The organism is Herbaspirillum sp. GW822-FHT03A08 (assembly GCF_058801885.1).
This window is the reverse complement of the sequence record NZ_JBXANR010000001.1, coordinates 1,012,273-1,031,401: the sequence shown is the minus strand read 5'-3', so window position 1 is coordinate 1,031,401 and position 19,129 is coordinate 1,012,273. Positions and strand designations below refer to the sequence as shown.

Below are 19,129 nucleotides of genomic sequence, written 5' to 3'. Positions count from 1 at the left end.
GCTGTGAGAGAAAATCAATTGCAATACCAAGTAACCCTGGATATGGAGGAACGAGATTCACTCCGTCTAAATAAGATAGTGCTGTTATTAGAATTCCTCATCACTTTCATCTTGAACGCCTTCCTGTTGCCCGGGCACATTGTGATTTAATTCTCGCAATGTTTTTGCTCCTGCCTTGATAATCTCTATAAACCCCTGCAAGTCTTCTTCTTTCAATACGTCTCCGAGCTTTAGTCTTCGAGCGGTCTCTCCCGTGATAGCTTCCAGCGACTCTATAAGTGAGCTCGCCTCATATAGTTTCATTCTGGTCGGGAGCGTTCCGTACTCTTCTTCCCATGCGTGATGCAGGTAATGCTCAAGTGATTCGACACTAGAGTGCCCCGTCCATTGCAAAATCTGCTGCACAATCGTTTTTTTCGTAAATACTTCGGTGATGAACGATACCTTGCTATCGAATTTTTTTGCTCGAAGTAATTGCCGGAAGAGACGCGTACAAAACCGATGTCTGAATGTGTGACAGCATATTTCCTCGTCCTCAATTCCGGCTTCTTTTGCAATCTTCTTTAGTTCGGAACCCATTGTGTCGGGCATGAGGGGTTTTCCCGTGCGCTCAGCAACGAATAGATAGTCGTGGTCGTTGGCTCGTCCAATAGTCTTGCGAATGATTGGCTGTCTATAGTGTTTTATAAACGACAAAATATCGTGAAGATTCGCCTCCAAAATTGGAAGGAAGCGGGTTGCATCTTTACGGCGTTTTTTTGCCGAGAAAAGTTTTAACTCCCCATGTTCGACTGCGTCAAGAATATCTTGGGTTTTGATGAATGAGATTTCAATGCGACGGCCGCCCGTAATCTCAAGAAGCCGTAGCATGATGTATCGCCGTCGCTTGCGATATTCCGACGCACTAAGTCTATGGTTTGCCTCGTGAAGTTCATCGATAGCCGTTGTAGATATCGGCTGACGTCGCCTTACACTGTTCCCCTCGGGAATACTTCGATGTGTCCAGCTGCTTACTGAGCTAACGATATTTCTCGAAGTACGGATTTGGTGTGTAACTAAATTTGCGCGAATACGACCGTTAGGGCCTATCAATTTCTGACCTTCAAAGCGTTTATCAAGATAGGCTATGAAGTTGAGAATAGTCGTGCATATCGCACGCAAATGATTCGGGCTGCGTTTGGACTTGTCTGGATTTTTAGGATGAATTTCTTCTTTGAGTCCATTGACGAACATCGTGAATCGGCTATCAGAAACTTGCATTAAGTCGATGCGGTTTGCATAACAAAACCTCACGAAAAGACTTAGATGCTTCGCCCACGTCCTAAGAGTGCCACCTTTATTTAAGATAGAAAGACCTTCATTCAGCCCGTTTAGTAAATAGAGGTTGACTAGCCAACAGATGGTGCCGTCAGGCCAGTACACCTGCGGTATGTTCGCGCCTGATATGGTCTTAACGCGTTGCTGAGTTAAATCCACGGCGGTAATAACCTTGCATAAAGGAGATGTGAGACGGACCATTGGGCTTTGCTTAGTCATTTTATGGTTCGTCACTATTCCGCGAATATTGCGACTTCAGAGTGTTGGTATCTTTGAATTTCAACATGAGCTCGGCGAGCACTTTCGAGAAAAAATCCCGTTGGCCAGAATGTGCTGCTGCGTTGAACGCAAACGCTAAAACTTCGTCCAGCCGTTGGCTCATAGTGAAAAGCTCGTCTGTGACCTGGGCTAGCAATTCTTTCGTTTGTATTAGCTCGTCCTTGTACCAAGCGAGAGTCTCCCGTTTCGGCTTTAGCTCTCGGGCCGCTTCTCCGGCTGTAAGCTTGTCTATTTTTAATTTTGTGGCCTTTCGAAGTGCGTTCAAAGATGCATATCCACCATCAAGTTCAGAGTCTGCAACTTGCTTGTGCGTATTCAAGGACATACCTGAAATCTTCTTCGCTTCGAATGAGAAGGTTGAGAATTTTCCTTGAGTTACTAGGGCCTGTGTCAATGCCTCCTTAAAATCGACTTCAACTGCGTCAGGGTCTTTGTAAAGCTCTTTGACTGCTATCTCAAGATTCTTAATTGAATCGTGAGGAGGTACGGTGCCTCGCGGTCGTCTCATATCATGCCTCGCAGACAGGGGGCTCTTTGTGGAAGACGCGATAGACTATTTTGTAGTCTTCCCCCAACGGGCCTTTGAAAAATTCAGGCTCTACTGTTGCCTCGCCACTCTTAATCAATTCTTCAATGTAATTAACAAGGATAGGCTCCTTAAGGATAGATAAATCTTTCAGTTTCACGGAAAAACGTTCGCAGACAAGATTTGCAAGTTCTTCTGCGGCGTCAACTCCAGATTTCACGAAATCTTTAGCAACTGTGGCTTTCACGCGTAATAAGACTTTTCCAGGAATAGCCTCGGTAACGTAGCGATAGGTCATGGATATGTTCGAATGTCCTAAGAAGTACCGCAGAACTTCCAAGCCTCCGAACGTACCTCGCCAGAAGAAAAGGAGCGCAAAATTGCGCCGCAATTGATGAAGTCGGACATAGTAACGGCGCCCTTGGTCGTCGAACATCGTTTCGGTGTAATCACAAAATCGATTCAGACAATGCCGAAGGTCCGTACCTTGAGAGCCAAACCAGGGGGGGCGTTTAAAATGTGGGGAAATGAGAGAGCCGAACAGGAATTGGCTAACACTGAAGCCCATTTGACTGAGTGATTCATGCAGACCCGCTAACAACAAAAGGGCCTCAGCGGCAATTGTTGGCATGGGTTTCATACGTCGGTTCCTGATTTCTCCCAGATTTTCTTTTCTCTGATTAATTCCTAGAAAATATTCTCTGCCATCCTTGATGACATCCTTCTTCATCAGTTCAGTAATTTCGGATGCTCTTCGTGCCATAAGCGAATTGGTAATAATGGCTATCGCGCCATACAGCACCTCTAGCATTTGAAAGAGACCTTCTCCTTTTCGAAAACGAGCGAAATAGTCTTCTTTGGAATCTGCTTTAATTTTCCAACCGACTACACCAAGCTGTTTTAATTTTTGGGGAATGGGTAAGGACAGAGGGGTAGGACGACTCCCAATTTTCGCTATCGCTAGGTAATAATCTACGAGCTCTTTCCCGTATTCCAAGAAAAATGCAATGGCATTTTTGAGTATCGTATTTGCCAACTCAAATGGCAATGTAGTGAAACGTAGGGACTGCTTCGTGCGCTCCGATGTAATTAATTTTCTGCTGTCTAGCGCCCGAAATTCGCTTTCGCGTATCAACTGAATGCTATGGTGGCTAGCGAGACGCATAGAATTCAGCGCATACAGGAATCCAGCTAGGTGGGCCTCGTGAGACCTATTGTCTTCATCATGGTTTGAAACAGGGACCGGAGTGCACTCTAAATGAAAGGAGCCATATTCGCCCACGTCCAAGCCATCAAGTATCAAGCCGTCAAATTTTAGGTTGCCTAAAACATGTTGCCCAATAGTGATTTCGAGCAGCCTCTTTCGCTGAACAAAATAGAGAATATGGGTCGGCGCCATCAGCGAATTTGAATTGTTACCCGCATAAAATCCATGGAGATATAGCCAGACACGCGCCCTTATTAGTTCATCGGAGGAAAGTTCTAGCTCCGTCACATTGTCAGAAGAAAATAATGAAAGATGTGTCTTTTTCAGTTCTTTAATTTGTGCATTCGAAACGCTAACTCGTTTCAAAAAGGATTGAATTGCTTCTATAGGTTTATAGATAAGAGCCTTAATCGAGGCATGTTGAGAAATGTCATCTACAAGATTCGATATGTCATTCGCGGTCACGGCACTGAAGCCGTTGCCGCCCAAATTGAAATGGTGGTCGCGAATTAGAAAATAATCAATGATTTGAAGGCAGTAACTAATACGGAGTCGAATGGTTTTGTTCGCCAGTACCACCCCACCTGTCAAAGCGGGATGCGTTTGGAAGCAAAGTAGTTGTTTGATACTTTTGAGTAGATTTTCGTTTTTTGGGCTGACAAGAGAACTGCCATCACTAAGACGTTTGTCGAAATCGATGTCAAAATTACCGACGCCCTCTAGGCGGCACGACCAAAAGTTATCCGTAAAGGGACAATCTCGCCATTTTGCGTCTTCAAACTCATTTTCAGCAATGAAATAGTCATTGATAAAACTGAGTTCCGGAGGGAGATTTTTATACACGAACAACTCCCGCATATCCGTCAGGAGCCATTGCTGCTTCAGCAGAAACTATTAGCTTTTTGATTTCGCGGTCTGTGTATTTGGCGCTCATAATGAAGGCTCGCAATTTTTCCCAGAATGAGGACCAGTAAATGGCTGTAGGTGTAGTTTTGTGGCCTTGCGTTTTTGCCTGGTTGACTGCCTCAGTTAGGGACGCAAGCATGGTAAACACCGCGAGGTCTGCGACTACAAGCAATTCATTCGGTGTTTTCTTTTGCTTCGGGTTACGTTTGGATTCGTCAAATTGCGGAATGAGCGCACTTACTACATGTGTCTTCAAAAAAGCGTCCATTTCTGCAGGGGTACTGAAGTGCACTGCTTGCTGCATGTATTTGGTGTCTCGCGTTGCCTCAACGATTTGCAAGTTCTGGAAGATGCGAATCCAACGATTCACAAAAAACTCCCAAAGTGCCGTGGGCAAGTAGTACCGAAGTGACGTGTCTTCTCTATTGCCAAGTTCTTCGGCCATCGCTTTGATGTCCATCGTTTTCAGAAACTTGAGGACGCCTCGTGTCGCTCTAATTTTTGAGATGGTCACTGTCTCTACTAACTCGCCTAGCTCCGATTTGAAGACATTCGAGAATTGTCGGAAAGGTGAGAACAAACTGGCATGACGAGAAAAAAACGCTGGGTTACCTAGAGGCTGACTTGTGTATATGACGAGATTTTGCCACCCTGCGATAGCATTTTTTTTCATGTATCGGCGTAAGGGGGCGCTTACCACAATCCACTTGCGTACATTGTCGGCCACTTCTCCTTGCAAGGTAACAGAAGTCCATCCGCCCTTTTTGTTGCGCTCTTTGAGCACTGATAAGACGATACCCCTATCTGTTTCGACGGCATTGATGCGCTTCCCATTTATATCAAGAAGTTTTGCATCCAATAGACCTGCCTCGGTAAATTGACCACTGTGAGATACGAGATATGCGATAAACGCCATCGCCTCTGGACGTTGAGGTATTCCAAGATACTCGGAGAGTTCTTTCTTGGATATCCTTGAACGAGCCGCAAGGTCAGGGTAAACCGGTGTGGGAACCTTGGAGGTGTTGGTGTATCCCCCGAATCTCTCTTGAAAATGCTTAATTGCGATAGGTATTCCTATCTCCGGTGTCCTGTCTGAAGTCGCCAGGTAGACCCTGTCTTCATCAAGGCGTTCTGTGACAGCCGCTGCAATTAGCTTTCCTGTTTCATACTTATCGAAAAATGCGTTCAGGTAATTGGTTAGCCATTTCTGAACAATCAGAAAATCCTCTTCGATTTGTACAAACAAATACTTTAATGCGTCTTCATCAGACAAGTGGAGTGGCACTTCTGTGAGAAGTTTGTTTGTTGATAAAGAAGATGTTCCATCCTCGGCAATTCGAACTTTCCGATGATTGATTAATGTCGTGTTTAGTAGGCTTGGTTTTCCGGCTGGGAAGACGCCTAAATGAGCTGCTATTACACCGTCTTCAGCTAAGGCGGACCAATAGTTCTCGTAGCGACGCCACAGTTTTTGGAGAGATGCGAGAGCCCCTTCTGGAGCGAGGCCTTCATGCTTTTGATATTTGAGAAAGTGAAACCCCATGAAATCTGCAGTTAGGAGATGCGTAAGGGTTGGGTCGCGTAGCTTTTCAACTGTTATCGGGGCAACTCGTGAAGTGTCACTGCAAATGAATCTGCAAAAGGTGTTTGCAAAATCTCTTAGGGCGCTATCGTACGCTTTAGAACTGGCAACTTTTTGCAAACTGTTGAGAAGTTTGCTACCGAATGCCTCTCCATGTATGGCATATACATTCTCCAGTAGCACTCGATAAGAAACATTGTTCTTGTCGGAGAGGAGGTGCGGCTTAAATTTTTTAATTTCTACTTCACAGAGTTCTAGTGCTTCGAAGGTCTCAATGTATTTTCTTTCGATTTCCTTCGCGGAGGATGGATGTTCTGGGAGCAGAGAGACAGGGCAATATTCTTGTGCACGTTCAAATAGCGAATGTAAACAGTACGCATGTGTTTGCCGGGTAGTTGTTGCACATTCAACAAAACGGGTAGAACCCATTGCTCCGCGAAAGTACGCTTGCAGTGTTTTAAAGCGCTTGGTCACGAAAAAAGACCGAGATGTAATCGGGGGCTCGTCAATCACTCGGAGCATGTAATCGAACAAGACGAGGGCACGAGTTAAACGCCACCTTGTGTCTGAGTTCGTGGAAAGCGCTGCAAGCAACACTTCTAAAGCGTTGCCTTTGATACGTTCAAAATTTCTTTCGGGAAACCTCCAATCCTCTGCGCTTATACGGACGGCGTGTTTATTGATAATTGTCAGGTTTGAATTTCCCGTATATTTCTTTCCGCCCACGATAACATCTCCTATTTGAAAGACTTATAGGTCGTTTGAGCATAATATGACAATTTACTGTAATCGGGTAAAGCGGGGGAAACAGATTATGTGAGAGCTCCACGCCCGGCAGATGGCCCAGCAGTACGCGATGCGCGTGCAAGGCGCCCTTGGGTTGGCCGGTGGTGCCGGAGGTATAGATGATCACGGCAGGATCGTCGGCTTTGGTTTTGACCGGCGTCAGGTCGCTGCTGGATTGCTTCAAGGCCTGATGCAAATCCACCGTGCCGTCGAAGGCGCCATCGATGGTGAGGATGGTTTCCAGCTCCGGCAGGCGGTCACGGATGCCGGCCAGCTTGGCGGCGCCGGCGGCGTTGGTGACGACCACGCGCGTGCCGCTGTTGTGCAGGCGGTATTCCAGCGCCTCGGCGCCGAACAGCGCAAACAGCGGGATCGCAATCACGCCGATCTTGTAGGCGGCGACGTGCGCCATCGCGGTTTCGGGCGCTTGCGGCAGCAGGATGCTGATACGGTCGCCGATTTTTACGCCATAGCTCAGAAACAGATTGGCGAGGCGGTCGGAGCTTTCCTTGATCTCGCCGAAGCTGTAGCGGCGGCTTGAACCATCGGCTGCGACGTGAATCAGAGCAAGCCTGCCCGGATCGGCTTCGGCCCATTTATCGCAGACATCAACGCCGATGTTGTAGTACTCGGGGATATTCCAGCGGAAGGCGTTGTTGATTTCCTGGTAAGGCCGGGCTTCGGTGGGCAGCATGGTGGAACGGGTCTCCTGAGGTGATTGGCAATTTCACGGCACGTGAACGGCGGCGGCGCCGCAATTCTTTGCTCTTGTTGGCTTGCTAATGTACCTCTGTACCCCCATATTGGCGATGCCGATATAACAAGTTTCCTCGCGGCAAGGCAGTTTTCTCCCGTTTTTCCAGCACTTTTTGGCCGCTTTTTCTTATTAACGGCGCTTTCCCCCGATTCGGCCCGTCCGGAATGGGGGTAAGCGCCCGGCGCAATGCTAAAATGCGGGGCTATTTTTTAAACAACCATTTGGAGCGACACGTGTTTATTACCGATGCAATTGCACAAACCACTGCTGCAGGCCCAGCCGGCCTGATGGGCAATCTGACCAGCTTCCTGCCCATCATCCTGATGTTCGTTGTGCTGTACTTCCTGATGATCCGTCCTCAGATGAAGCGTCAAAAAGAACAAAAGGCCATGATGGAAGCGCTCGGCAAGGGCGATGAAGTTGTGACTTCCGGCGGTTTGCTGGGTCGCATCGTGAAGGTAAGCGATGCTTACATCACCATTGAAGTTTCCGAAGGCAATGAAGTCGTCGTGCAAAAAGCAGCGGTCACTACATTGCTGCCTAAGGGCACTATCAAGGGACTGTAATCGGTCCGGCCGTATGGCTGACATGAGCGCATTCCGCCATCGGCGGGTGCGCTCATTCGCTTTTGCTGCAAACGAATCCATCCTGGATGTTCATCATCAACGCTGAATCAATATGAATCGTTATCCTCTCTGGAAGTACGTCCTAATCGTCATAGCCTTGCTGTTCGGCACGCTCTATACGCTGCCAAACTTCTTCGGCGAATCGCCTGCAGTGCAGATCAGCAGCGCCAAATCCACCATCAAGGTGGACAGCTCGGTCGCCGAGCGCGTGCAGCAGCTCCTGCAACAGGGCAGCCTTGCGCCAGAGAGCGTGGTTTTCGATAACAGCAGCACCGCGCCGTCCGTGCGCGCCCGGTTCGCCAGCACCGATACCCAGTTCAAGGCCAAGACCTTGCTGGAAAAAGGCCTGAATACCGATCCTGCCGATCCGACCTATATCGTCGCCTTCAACCTGTTGCCGAACACGCCGCAATGGTTGCAAAGCCTGCACGCCTTCCCGATGTACCTCGGTCTGGACTTGCGCGGCGGCGTGCACTTCCTGATGCAGGTCGACGTCAAGGCAGTGATGAACAAGCGTCTGCAAGGTTTGCAGTCGAGTGTGCGCAGCGTGCTGCGCGACAAGAACATCCGTCATAACGGCATCAACCGCAACGGCGACCAGATCGAAGTGCTGTTCCGCGATGCCGACACCCGCAACAAGGCGCGCAACGTGCTGGCCGGCGAAGTTTCCGAACTGGCATTGCAAGACGCCGGCGCCGGTGAAGACCTGAAGCTGATCGCCACGCTGCGTCCTGAAGCGCTGAAGCAGACACAGGAAGACGGCGTCAAGCAAAACATCTCGACCCTGTCCAAGCGCGTCAACGAACTGGGCGTGGCTGAACCGATCATCCAGCGCCAGGGCGCCGACCGTATCGTGGTCCAGCTGCCGGGCGTGCAGGACGTTTCCCGCGCCAAGGACATCATCGGCCGTACCGCCACGCTGGAAGTACGCATGGTCGACGATTCCGTGACCCGCGGCACGGAAGAGACTGCAACGATTCCTTTCGGCTCCGAACTGTTCAAGGTCGGCAAGGGCGCACCGGTCGTGCTGTTCAAGGATCCTGTCCTGACCGGCGACTACATCTCCAACGCCTCGGCCAGCTTTGATGAAAACCATCAACCGGCCGTCAGCATCGATCTGAATGGTGACGGCGGCCGCAAGATGCGCGACGCCACCCGTGAAAAGGTCGGCAAGGCGATGGCCATTGTCCTGTTTGAAAAAGGCAAGGGCGAAGTCCTGACCGTGGCGACCATCCGTTCCGAGCTGGGTTCGCGCTTCCAGATCACCGGCATGGGTTCGGCGGAAGCCTCGAGCGATCTGGCGCTGCTGCTGCGCGCAGGTTCGCTGGCTGCTCCGATGGAAATCATCGAAGAACGCACCATCGGCCCGCAACTCGGCGCAGAAAACATCCGCAAGGGTTTTGACGCGACGCTATACGGTTTCGCCGCCATGGCCGTGTTCATGATCGTGTACTACCAGTTGTTCGGCCTGTTCAGCGCGCTGGCGCTGTCGGTCAACGTGCTGCTGCTGATCGCCGTGCTGTCGACGCTGCAGGCGACGCTGACCCTGCCGGGTATCGCTGCGATTGCGCTAGCGCTGGGTATGGCGATTGACTCCAACGTGCTGATCAACGAACGCATCCGCGAAGAACTGCGCAACGGCAATTCGCCGCAGGCAGCGATCAGCATCGGTTTCGACCGTGCGTGGGCGACTATTCTCGACTCTAACGTGACGACGCTGATCGCCGGTCTGGCGCTGCTGATTTTCGGCTCGGGCGCGATTCGCGGTTTCGCGGTGGTGCACTGCCTGGGTATCCTGACGTCAATGTTCTCGGCGGTGTTCTTCTCGCGTGGCCTGGCTAACCTGTGGTACGGCCGCAAGAAGAAACTGACCAGCCTGGCGATCGGCCAGATCTGGAAGCCGGAAGGCAACAAGGCCGACGTGAAGTCGGACGTCAAAGTCAAATAAGCGCAGCGAACAGAATCCCGTGCGCCTTTGCCCGACAGACGGCAGAGGCGCAGAACTGAAAGGTATGTGATGGAATTTTTCCGCATCAAAAAAGATATCCCCTTCATGCGCCATGCGTTGATATTCAACGTCATCTCGGCGCTGACCTTCGTGCTGGCAGTGTTCTTCCTGCTGAGCAAAGGCTTGCACTTCTCGATCGAATTCACCGGCGGCACCGTGATGGAAGTCGCGTACACCAAGCCGGCCAACATCGAAAACATCCGCAAGTCGGTCGAAGGCCTGGGCTTTACCGACACGCAAGTGCAGAGCTTCGGCACGGCACAGGACGTGATGATCCGTCTGCCGGCGCAGCATGGCGTCAATTCCACGCAGCAAAGCGAAAAAGTCATCGCGGCACTGACGGCGCAAGACCCTGACGTCAAGCTGCAGCGCGTGGAATTCGTCGGCCCGCAGGTCGGCGATGAACTGGCGCACGACGGTCTGATGGCGCTGGGCATGGTGGTGATCGGCATCGTGATCTACCTGGCCTTCCGTTTTGAATGGAAATTTGCGGTCGCGGCCGTCATCGCCAACTTGCATGACGTGGTGATCATCCTCGGCTTCTTCGCCTTCTTCCAGTGGGAATTCTCGCTGACCGTGCTGGCTGCGGTACTGGCGGTGCTGGGCTACTCCGTCAATGAATCGGTGGTGGTGTTCGACCGGGTGCGCGAAGCTTTCCGCGATCGACGCTACGGCAAGCTGTCCGCGCCGGAAGTGTTGAACCACGCGATCACGAGCACGATTTCCCGGACCATCATCACCCACGGCAGCACCGAAATGATGGTCTTGTCGATGCTGATCTTCGGCGGCCCGACACTGCATTACTTCGCCGTTGCGCTGACCATCGGCATCTTGTTCGGTATTTATTCGTCGGTGTTCGTCGCCGCAGCGATCGCCATGTGGCTGGGCGTCAAGCGCGAAGACCTGATCAAGCCTGCTAAACCTAAAGACGAAACTGACGGTGCGGTGGTGTAAAAACCAGAAGCGGTTTAATCGTTAGAATTGTTGTCTTGCAGGCTGTTTCTCAGGAAACAGCCTGTTTTACTTTGTTATCCGGATAACTCCTATGTCCAACCTTCAACCTGTTGCTGCTACCAGCGACGCTGATATCGATTTCGACCGCCGTTTCGGCGGCATCGCCCGTCTGTATGGCGCACAAGGCCTGGCGCGCTTCCGGGCGGCACACGTGTGCGTGGTCGGTGTCGGTGGCGTCGGCTCGTGGATTGTCGAAGCGCTGGCGCGCAGCGCCATCGGCAAGATCACCATGATCGACCTCGACAACCTTGCGGAGTCCAACGTCAACCGCCAGATCCACGCATTGACCGATACGCTCGGCAAGGCCAAGGTCACGGCGCTGCATGAGCGCATTATGCAGATCAATCCGTATTGCGAAGTCACCGAGGTGGAAGACTTCCTCACGCCCGACAACGTTGGCGAGATGATCGGTGTCGGCCGTTTCGATTATGTGGTCGACGCCATCGACAACGTACGCGCCAAGGTCGCGCTGATCGCCTATTGCCGCGAACACAAGGTGCCGTTGCTGACCAGCGGCGGCGCCGGCGGCCAGATCGATCCGACCAGGATCGAGATCCGCGATCTGTGCCGCACAGAGCAGGAGCCTTTGCTGGCGAAGGTGCGTAAGCGCCTGCGCGCGTGGCACAAGTTTCCGCGCGGGACCAAGAACAAGTTTGGCATCGATGCGGTGTTCTCTACGGAGCCGTTGCGTTTTCCCGAGGGTGAGGTTTGCGAGGTGGATACCGATGATGCGGCTGACGGTTTGGATACCGTCGATGCGGACGGCCGTCGTCAGGAGGCTGGCGTTACCGGCTTGAATTGCGCCGGGTTTGGGTCGGCGATGGTGGTGACGGCTTCGTTTGGGTTGGTGGCGGCGGGGTTTGTGTTGAGGAAGATTGTTGAACGTCCTTGATGGCTCTTTATTCCAACTTCACGTTTTTTGGTAACTTTGCCTTTCTTTCTTCGGACTACCGTGGTTGCCGGGGGCGGCCCGGCAGCCGCTCACTTTCTTTGCTTCGCCAAAGAAAGTAAGCAAAGAAAGGCGACCGCGATTCTTCCCCCGTTCGGGGTTCCCGTTGGTGCCGCACTCAAATCGGGAAGGGAAACAAACTCGCTGCGCTCAGACAAGTTTCCCTTCTTTATCCGATTTGAGCACGTCACCAACGGCGACTCATAAGCGAAATTCTTTTTTCGGCTCGCTTAGCATTGCCTTGGGTGGCTCGGCTTCGGCATCGTGATGGCCTCCTCTCATCGCTTTTTTAGTGATAGCGGAGAACGAGGACCGTGGTTCCACCTCAGTACCCTGGCGATGCGTAGCGAGCCAGTCTGGAAGTCCGCTTGCGAGTAGCCGGTGGCGGCAGGTGCAAGTCGGATAAAGAGGGGAAACTTGTCTGAGCGCAGCGAGTTTGTTTCCCCTCCCGATTTGCGCCTGACGACGCCGGGCACCCCCGCAGGGGGCTACGAACCAGCGGTCGCTTCTTTTGCTTACTTTTCTTGGCGAGACAAGAAAAGTGAGTAGCTGCCGGGCTACCCCCGGCGAAGGGTTGATCGAAGAGAGAGCAGCATCAGCAACAACACACAGTAAGTGGGAACAAAACAAAAAAAAGCAGCCAATAAAAAATGCCGCCTGACTTCCACCAGGCGGCATTTTCGTTTTTAAAAACTACAACTAAACCATCAGAACCCCAGCGTACGTCCATCTGGATTACGTGGATCCGAATAGCCATAAAAAGCGCCATCCTTGATCTGGATAGTCTGCGTACGTCCCATCGAAGGCTGCACGCTGATCTTCTGACCCTTGTCCTGCAGGATCTTGATTGTATCGGCGCTGATGCCCTTTTCGATGCGCAGCTGATCCGGCGCCCACTGGTGATGGATGCGCGGTGTGATGGTTGCTTCGGCGACGTTCATGTCATGCTCGATCACGTTCAGGATGGTTTGCATCGTGGTCGTGATGATGCGGCTACCGCCCGGGCTGCCGGTGACCAGGAAAGGCTTGCCGTCTTTCAGCACGAAAGTCGGCGACATCGAGCTCAGCGGGCGCTTGCCTGGGCCGACGGCGTTGGCTTCGCCACCGATCAGGCCAAAGGCGTTCGGTACGCCCGGTTTGGCGGAGAAGTCATCCATCTCGTTGTTGAGCGTGATGCCGGTGCCGGTGGCGACGATGCCGCTGCCGAAGTTCAGGTTCAGCGTGTAGGTCGTGGCGACCAGATTGCCTTCCTTGTCGGCGACCGAGAAGTGCGTGGTCTGGTCGCTTTCATACGGTTGCGGCTTGCCCGGCTTGATTTCCGAGGAAGGCGTGGCGCGATCGGGATTGATCTTCTTCGCCAGTTCGTCCGCGTAGCCGCGCGAGGTCAGGCCCTTGACCGGCACCTTGTTGAAATCCGGGTCGCCCAGGTATTCCGCGCGGTCGGCGTAGGCCAGCTTCATCGCTTCGGCCATCAGGTGGATGGTCTGTGCGCTGTCGGCGCCGTATTGCTTCAGCGGATAGCGTTCCAGAATGTTCATCATCTGAATGATGTGGATACCGCCCGAGCTTGGCGGCGGCATCGACATGACCTGATAGCCGCGATAGTTTCCGACCACGGGTTCACGTTCGACGACCTTGTAGTTCTTCAGGTCGGCGGCGGTGATCAGGCCGTTGTGCTTGTCCATTTCAGCGACGATCTTTTGCCCGATCTCGCCTTCATAGAACACCGAAGGACCTTTCTTGCCGATCAGCTTGAGCGATTTGGCGAGGTCTTTCTGTACCAGTTTTTCACCGGCTTGCAGCGGACGTCCATCCTTGAAGAAGATCGCCTTGCTGGAGTCCCACTGACCGAGGTGGTCGCGTTCTGCAGCCAGGATCAGCGCCAGGCTTGGGCTGACCGGATAGCCTTTTTCCGCCAGCTTGACGGCAGGTGCGATGACGTCGGACAGTTTCATCGTGCCGTATTTTTGCAGCGCGTGGGTCAGGCCCGCGACCGTGCCGGGAACGCCGATGGCCAGATGGGTGTACAGCGAGCGGCCGGGGGCGACATTGCCCTTGTCGTCCAGATACATATCGCGGCTGGCTTTGGCAGGCGCCATTTCGCGGAAGTCGAGCGCGACGTTTTTGCCGGTCTTCGCATCGTGAATCATCATGAAGCCGCCACCGCCGATATTGCCTGCATTCGGCAGCACGACCGCCAGCGCAAAGCCGACTGCAACGCCGGCGTCAATTGCATTGCCTCCACGCTTGAGAATATCGAGGCCGACTTGCGTCGCCAGTTCCTGCTCGGAAGCGACCATGCCGTTCTTCGCCATCACCGGGCTGATGATGTCATAGGTCAGGTCGTACTTGACTACCGGTGCAGCAGCCGGAGCGGCAGTCTGGGCGTGGGCAGGCAGGAAGGCGAGGGAAGTACAGAGGGGCAGCAATGCCATGGTGGCCGGCTTGAGCAAGCCGTTGATTTTCCGCATGGGTGATTCTCCTGAGGTTGTCTGAGTCTAATTATGGTGATGCGTACTACGTGCTAAGCGCGCTTTTGCACCCGACGATTGTAGCCTCAGGAGATGTCGTGTCTATAGAATTTATTGATAAATTTTAGGTGCAATACAGCATGCGTCGCGCTCGCTTCATCAATCTGCTGTAGGAGAAGATGATTGATGAATTTGATTGATGAGCGGCGTGGGGCGAAGCCCCGCCCTCAGCGAACGTTCTAGGTACTTTCGCGTACGGCCAGTTGGAAGCCGAGATCGAGGCGCGCCTTTTCGACAGGCTCACCCTTGAGTTGACGGATCAGCAATTCCGCCGCCTTGTAGCCGATATCGTAGCGCGGCGTGATGATGGTGGTGATCGACGGCGTCGCGCAGGCGGCCCATGACAGATCGTTGAAGCCGGCAATCGCCATTTGCTGCGGCACCTTGATGCCGCGGCGCTGGCATTCGAACAGGGCGCCCAGCGCCAGATCGTCGTTGCAGCAAAAGACCGCATCGCAATCAGGGGAAATTTCGAGCACGCGCGCCAGCAGTTGCGCGCCCATGTCCACCGTGGTCGGCGTCGGCAACAAGACCTCGACGTTCGGATCCAGTCCTGCTTCGGATAGGCCCTTGCGGAAACCCTCGCGGCGTTTCATCATGCGCGGATCGAGCTGCGCCGCCAGAAAGGCAGGGCGCCGGTAGCCGCGTTCAATCAGATGCTGCGCCACCGCATAACCGGCCTTGGTCTGTGAAAATCCAACGGACATGTCGGCATTGCTTTTGCCGAGGTCGAACATGCGCACCGCAGGGATGTTATTGCTCACCAGTTGCTGACGCAGCAATTCATGCTGGTCCGAGCTGGACAGCAGAAAACCCGCCGGCGCATGCGCCAGATAGGTGGAGATCAGCCGGCTTTCCTTCTCTTTCGAGTAGCCGGTCTCGCCGATGAGGAACTGATAGCCCGCTTGCGAGAGATAGTCGCGAATGCCGCTGAGTGTTTCGATGAACACCGCATTGGTCAGCGACGGCACCAGCACGCCGATCACCTGCGACCGCGCGGAAGCCAGCGTACTGGCGGCCTGGTTGGGGATGTAGCCGAGTTTCCTGATGGCGGCGGCGATACGGTCGCGTGCTTCTTGCTGGACCAGTTCCGGCGTCTTCAGTGCGCGCGATACGGTCATCGGGCTGACCCTGGCTTCGCCGGCGACGTCGACGATAGTCACGCGGCCCGTGGCGCGGCTTCCTTTGACTGTTTTTACTGGTTTTTCGGCAGCGGCTTTTTTGCTCATGATGGGGCGTAATTTTCTGTTCCCGACATCATACCTGAGCACTCTTTCCCCAGACGATTTCATCGTTGCCACCACTCATGCTGCGCCGCCGCATCGCAGGCGTGGCGGTCTTCTCCGGCGACAGATATTCACACAAATGATTTGACACATAATTTTTGGTAGCGTTATCATCGCGGCCAATGTTAACGCTAACATCTGAAAATGTAGTCGGCACACAGACAGCGTTTAACAAAATATTTCTCTTAATAAACCTTATAAACACTACGCAGATAGTGGGCACGGCAGCCTGGATGCAGCACTGAGCAGCAAGGCGCGTCGTCGAGACAATGTAAAGACTCCGTAGTGGATGGCAGGCATGGTGTTGACGGCGTGGCAATGGCGGCTCTTGCATTCTGAATGCCCGTGCGCACTATCGACCCTGGAGACATCCTCATGTTCGGATTGAGTAACGAAGCAAGTCTGCTGTTGAACGCCTTCCTCGCCATTGTGGTGCTGATCATCATGATCACGCGCCTGCGCATTCACCCCTTTATCGCCCTGATCATCACGTCCGGTTTCCTCGGCCTGATTTCCGGCATGCCTTTGCCCAAGATCGTCAAGTCCTTCCAGGACGGCTTCGGCGGCGTGCTCGGCTTCGTCGGCATCGTGCTGGGCCTGGGCACCATGCTCGGCAAGATGATGGCCGAATCCGGCGGCGCCGATCAGATCGCGCAGACGCTGGTGCGCGCCTTCGGCAAGCAGCGCGTGCACTGGGCCATGATGATCGGCGCTTTCCTGGTCGGCATCCCGCTGTTCTTTGAAATCGGCTTCGTGCTGCTGATTCCGCTGGTCTTCATCGTCGCGCGCCGCTCCGGCGTGCCGCTGTTCAAGATCGGCATGCCGATGCTGGCCAGCCTGTCGGTGATGCACGGCCTGGTGCCGCCGCATCCGGGCCCGCTGCTGGCGATCGGCATCTTCGGCGCCGATATCGGCAAGACCATTTTCTACGGCCTCATCGTCGGCCTGCCGACCGTGATCATCGCCGGTCCGATGTTCGGCGCCTTCATCGCCAAGTATGTCGACATCAAGCCGTCCGACGAACTGATGGAGCAGCTGGCGCGTGAACCGCAAACCAAGGAACTGCCGGGCTTTGCCATTACTCTGATTACGGTGTTGTCGCCGGTTTTCCTGATGTTGCTGAAAACTTTCGTCGACGTCACCTTGCCGGAAGGCAGCGCCATGCGCGACCTGATGGATTTCATCGGCAACCCGATCGTGGCCTTGCTGGCGGCGCTGCTGCTGTCGCTGTACACTTTTGGCGTGGCGCGCGGTTTCACGCGCCAGCAAGTGTTGAAGTTCGTGGATCAAAGCCTGGCGCCGACCGCGGCCATCGTGCTGATTATCGGCGCAGGCGGCGGTTTCAAGCAGATGCTGGTCAATAGCGGCGTCGGTACGGCCATCGGTCAACTGGCCGTGCATGCGCAGATTTCGCCGTTGCTGCTGGCCTGGTTCGTGGCAGGCGTGATTCGCGTGGCGACCGGTTCGGCGACTGTTGCAACGATTACCGGCGCCGGCATCGTGGCGCCGCTGGTGACGCTGATCCCCGGCACCAACCGTGAACTGCTGGTGCTGGCTACCGGCGCCGGCTCGCTGATCCTGTCGCACGTCAACGATGCAGGCTTCTGGCTGGTCAAGGAATACTTCAACATGAGCGTCGGCGAAACATTCAAGACCTGGACGGCGATGGAGACCATCATCTCGGTGGTGGCGCTTGTCTTCATCATGTTGCTCAACTTAGTCGTGTAAACGCACCTGCGTTTTTCACGGCCGCAGTAAAAGGAAATACTCATGTCGCACTTCATGCTCGGCGTCGATATCGGCACCACCAGCACCAAAACTGTCGTGTTCACGTTGGACGGCCAGGTCGTTGCCCAGCATGCAGTCGAATACCCCTTGCTCTGCACCGTGCCGGGCATGGCGGAGCAGGATCCTTTGCAGATTTACGACGCCGTGCTGGCGTCCATCGGCCAGGCGGTGAAAGCAGCCAAGGCCAGTGCCGGCGAGATCGCGCTGGTGTCTTTCAGCGCGGCAATGCACAGCGTCATCGCGATCGACAAGGATGACCGCCCGATCACCAACAGCATCACCTGGGCCGACAACCGCGCCAGTCTGTGGGCGCGTCGCATCCGCGAAGAGCACGACGGCCAGGCCATCTATCAGCGTACCGGCACGCCCATTCATCCGATGTCGCCGCTGTGCAAGCTGATGTGGCTGCGTTACGACCATGCCGATATCTTCGCTCGCGCCGAACGTTTTGTCGGCGTGAAGGAATACGTGTTCTTCCGTCTGTTCGGCCGCTGGCTGGTGGACTACTCGATTGCTTCCGCGACCGGTCTGTTCAACCTGCAGGAACTGAACTGGGACAAGGGCGCGCTGGCCTTGCTCGGCATCGACGCCGCGCAATTGTCCGAGCCGGTGCCGACCACGCATCACATCGCCGGATTGCCGGTTGAAGTCGCCGCGCAGCTGGGACTGAACAGCGACACGCCGTTCGTCCTCGGCGCCAATGACGGCGTGCTGTCCAACCTCGGCGTCAACGCCATCCATCCGGGCCAGGTCGCGGTCACCATCGGCACCTCGGGTGCAATGCGCACCGTGATCGACCGGCCGATGACCGATCCCTCCGGCCGTACCTTCTGCTATGCGCTCACGCAAAAGCACTGGGTCGTCGGCGGCCCGGTCAATAATGGCGGCAATATTTTCCACTGGGTGCGCGATGAGCTGGCGACTGCCGAATCCGAAGCAGCGCGCAAGGCCGGTGTCGATCCTTACGACGCCTTGACCGACATCGCCGAAAAAGTATCGCCAGGCGCCGAAGGCCTGCTGTTCCATCCCTACATGGCGGGCGAACGCGCGCCGCTGTGGAATGCCGACCTGCGCGGCTCCTTCTTCGGCCTGGCCTTGCATCACCGCAAGGAACACATGATCCGCGCCGCGCTCGAAGGCGTGATCTTCAATCTCTATACCATCTTGCCGGCGGTCGAAGATCTGATCGGTCCGACTCAGCGCATGATGGCTACCGGCGGCTTTGCGCGCTCGGCCTTGTGGCGGCAGATGATGGCCGACATTTTCAATCGCGAAGTCGTGGTGCCGCAAAGCGTGGAATCCTCTTGCCTGGGCGCCGCCGTACTCGGCCTGTTTGCGCTGGGCATGATCCGTTCGCTGGATGTGATTTCCGACATGGTCGGTTCGACCAACCGTCATGTACCGATCGCGAAGAACGTCGCGATCTACGAACGCCTGCGTCCGATTTTCCTGTCGATTCCGAACAAGCTGGCTGACGAATACCGGGCGTTGTCGGAGTTCCAGCGCTTGAGCGTGAAGTAAATAATAGTACAGCAACAACACCACAGTACAACTCAAACAAGGAGAC

The 19,129-nt window shown here is 54.2% G+C and carries 12 protein-coding genes and 1 pseudogene; 6 read left to right on the top strand and 7 right to left on the bottom strand.

Annotated features, from left to right (window positions below):
- Positions 1-87 precede the first annotated feature (87 nt).
- The 5 genes and pseudogenes from AC1RN6_RS04720 to AC1RN6_RS04700 form a co-directional block, all read right to left on the bottom strand.
- Positions 88-1,536 (bottom strand): tyrosine-type recombinase/integrase, encoded by a 1,449-nt coding sequence (locus tag AC1RN6_RS04720; protein WP_493003386.1) that lies wholly within the window; start codon positions 1,534-1,536, stop codon positions 88-90.
- 1 nt (position 1,537) lies between these two features.
- Positions 1,538-2,104: a hypothetical protein gene (locus AC1RN6_RS04715; RefSeq protein ID WP_493003385.1), complete on the bottom strand. Its 567-nt coding sequence runs from the start codon at positions 2,102-2,104 to the stop codon at positions 1,538-1,540.
- 1 nt (position 2,105) lies between these two features.
- Positions 2,106-4,172 (bottom strand): site-specific integrase, encoded by a 2,067-nt coding sequence (locus AC1RN6_RS04710; protein ID WP_493003383.1) that lies wholly within the window; start codon positions 4,170-4,172, stop codon positions 2,106-2,108.
- Positions 4,165-6,543: a hypothetical protein gene (locus AC1RN6_RS04705; protein ID WP_493003382.1), complete on the bottom strand. Its 2,379-nt coding sequence runs from the start codon at positions 6,541-6,543 to the stop codon at positions 4,165-4,167. The genes AC1RN6_RS04710 and AC1RN6_RS04705 overlap by 8 nt, the downstream gene beginning before the upstream one ends.
- A 76-nt stretch (positions 6,544-6,619) precedes the next feature.
- Positions 6,620-7,297 (bottom strand): annotated as a pseudogene (locus AC1RN6_RS04700) (AMP-binding protein); the annotation flags it as partial.
- A gap of 296 nt (positions 7,298-7,593) precedes the next feature.
- Between AC1RN6_RS04700 and yajC the strand changes: the two are divergent.
- The 4 genes from yajC (at position 7,594) to tcdA (ending at position 11,900) form a co-directional block, all read left to right on the top strand.
- Entirely contained in the window at positions 7,594-7,926 is a 333-nt protein-coding gene (gene yajC / locus AC1RN6_RS04695; RefSeq protein WP_493003381.1) for a preprotein translocase subunit YajC, read from the top strand.
- A gap of 112 nt (positions 7,927-8,038) precedes the next feature.
- The gene (gene secD, locus AC1RN6_RS04690) at positions 8,039-9,934 is read left to right on the top strand and encodes a protein translocase subunit SecD (protein WP_493003380.1); all 1,896 of its coding nucleotides are present in this window, start codon (positions 8,039-8,041) and stop codon (positions 9,932-9,934) included.
- Between the two features lie 69 nt (positions 9,935-10,003).
- Positions 10,004-10,948 carry a protein translocase subunit SecF gene (secF, locus tag AC1RN6_RS04685; RefSeq protein WP_007877763.1) on the top strand — a complete coding sequence of 315 codons (945 nt, stop codon included), beginning with the start codon at positions 10,004-10,006 and terminating at the stop codon, positions 10,946-10,948.
- A gap of 91 nt (positions 10,949-11,039) precedes the next feature.
- On the top strand, positions 11,040-11,900 hold the full coding sequence (gene tcdA, locus AC1RN6_RS04680; RefSeq protein ID WP_493003378.1) for a tRNA cyclic N6-threonylcarbamoyladenosine(37) synthase TcdA: 861 nt from the start codon (positions 11,040-11,042) through the stop codon (positions 11,898-11,900).
- A 764-nt stretch (positions 11,901-12,664) separates the two neighbouring features.
- On the opposite strand, the gene ggt is transcribed toward tcdA, so the two are convergent.
- Together ggt and gntR are read right to left on the bottom strand one after the other, a co-directional pair.
- The gene (ggt, locus tag AC1RN6_RS04675; protein WP_493003377.1) at positions 12,665-14,428 is read right to left on the bottom strand and encodes a gamma-glutamyltransferase; all 1,764 of its coding nucleotides are present in this window, start codon (positions 14,426-14,428) and stop codon (positions 12,665-12,667) included.
- Between the two features lie 239 nt (positions 14,429-14,667).
- Positions 14,668-15,717 carry an HTH-type transcriptional regulator GntR gene (gene gntR, locus AC1RN6_RS04670; RefSeq protein ID WP_493003375.1) on the bottom strand — a complete coding sequence of 350 codons (1,050 nt, stop codon included), beginning with the start codon at positions 15,715-15,717 and terminating at the stop codon, positions 14,668-14,670.
- Between the two features lie 432 nt (positions 15,718-16,149).
- Here gntR and AC1RN6_RS04665 point away from each other — a divergent pair, with 432 nt between their 5' ends.
- Together AC1RN6_RS04665 and gntK are read left to right on the top strand one after the other, a co-directional pair.
- Positions 16,150-17,502, top strand: coding sequence for a GntP family permease (locus AC1RN6_RS04665; protein WP_493003374.1), 1,353 nt, complete (start codon positions 16,150-16,152; stop codon positions 17,500-17,502).
- 42 nt (positions 17,503-17,544) lie between these two features.
- Positions 17,545-19,083: a gluconokinase gene (gntK, locus tag AC1RN6_RS04660; protein ID WP_493003372.1), complete on the top strand. Its 1,539-nt coding sequence runs from the start codon at positions 17,545-17,547 to the stop codon at positions 19,081-19,083.
- The last annotated feature ends 46 nt before the right edge of the window (positions 19,084-19,129 follow it).

Excerpts from the sequence above, each read along its gene's own strand:
- AC1RN6_RS04715 (WP_493003385.1), bottom strand. The coding sequence starts at position 2,104 with ATGAGACGACCGCGAGGCACCGTACCTCCTCACGATTCAATTAAGAAT.
- tcdA (WP_493003378.1), top strand. The coding sequence starts at position 11,040 with ATGTCCAACCTTCAACCTGTTGCTGCTACCAGCGACGCTGATATCGAT.
- secF (WP_007877763.1), top strand. The coding sequence starts at position 10,004 with ATGGAATTTTTCCGCATCAAAAAAGATATCCCCTTCATGCGCCATGCG.
- AC1RN6_RS04720 (WP_493003386.1), bottom strand. The coding sequence starts at position 1,536 with ATGACTAAGCAAAGCCCAATGGTCCGTCTCACATCTCCTTTATGCAAG.
- secD (WP_493003380.1), top strand. The coding sequence starts at position 8,039 with ATGAATCGTTATCCTCTCTGGAAGTACGTCCTAATCGTCATAGCCTTG.
- AC1RN6_RS04665 (WP_493003374.1), top strand. The coding sequence starts at position 16,150 with ATGTTCGGATTGAGTAACGAAGCAAGTCTGCTGTTGAACGCCTTCCTC.
- ggt (WP_493003377.1), bottom strand. The coding sequence starts at position 14,428 with ATGCGGAAAATCAACGGCTTGCTCAAGCCGGCCACCATGGCATTGCTG.
- gntR (WP_493003375.1), bottom strand. The coding sequence starts at position 15,717 with ATGAGCAAAAAAGCCGCTGCCGAAAAACCAGTAAAAACAGTCAAAGGA.
- gntK (WP_493003372.1), top strand. The coding sequence starts at position 17,545 with ATGTCGCACTTCATGCTCGGCGTCGATATCGGCACCACCAGCACCAAA.